At 64.9% G+C, this 841-nt stretch carries 1 protein-coding gene; it reads right to left on the bottom strand.

The genetic code is table 11. From position 1 onward, the window contains the following. The coding region (locus F0Q45_RS26315) for a polyketide synthase dehydratase domain-containing protein (protein WP_188113192.1) at positions 1-841 on the bottom strand (841 nt) is incomplete at both ends.

Here is an 841-nt window from a genome sequence, read left to right as displayed (position 1 = left end):
CAGCAGTCTCTCGTTCAGGACGCGATCGCGCTCGCTGCTCTCTGAGGCGCCGGTGCCGATTTGCAGGCCCCGCACGGCCAGCAGGACGGTGCCGTTCTCGTCGATGACGTCGAGGTCGGCTTCGATGCCCGAGCCGCATGCGGTCACGGTCGTGTAGCAGTATCGGGCGTTGCGGGCTGAACCGTAGGCACGCAGCCGGCGCACACCTAGCGGCATCAGCCGACCGCCATTGCCGGCGTTACGGATGCTGCGATGAACCGCTACGGATTGGAAGCATGCATCCAGCAAACTTGGGTGCACGCCATAGGCGCCCTGTTGGGTGCGGATCGAGCCGGGCACGCTGACCTCGGCGAGCATCGTGTCGCCCGTCCCTTCGGCCGTATGCACGCCAGCTAGACCCGTGAAAGCCGGACCAAATCGACGACGACCACGCTCATGCATCCACTGGCGAATGTCAGCGCCTTCCACCCGGTTGGGATGAGCCGCCAGCAGATGAGCCACGTCCTTTACCGGTGGCTGGTCGTCGTCTTCGGCGGCATGCAGCACGGCTGAGGCATTCCGCTCGCGTTGTCCATCCTGGTTGGTCTCCACCTCGAATGGGACGACGCCGGCCGCCTCTATGGTTGCCGTGACGGTGATAGGGGTCTCGTCACCGAGGAGCAGCATCTGCTCGAAACGGATATCCCGGACTTCGGAAGCTTCGCCAAGAACGGTGCGGGCCGCGGCCAACGCCATCTCGCAATGCACAGCGGCCGGAAGAACAGTCGCGTCGTATATCTGGTGGTCGCCCAGCCAGCGATGCGTCGCAGTGCCGACCTCACCTTGCCACACGTGGCGCACC

It is taken from the genome of Mycobacterium simiae (assembly GCF_008370645.1).
GTDB lineage: Bacteria > Actinomycetota > Actinomycetes > Mycobacteriales > Mycobacteriaceae > Mycobacterium > Mycobacterium simiae_A.
This window is presented reverse-complemented; position numbering and strand designations above follow the sequence as displayed.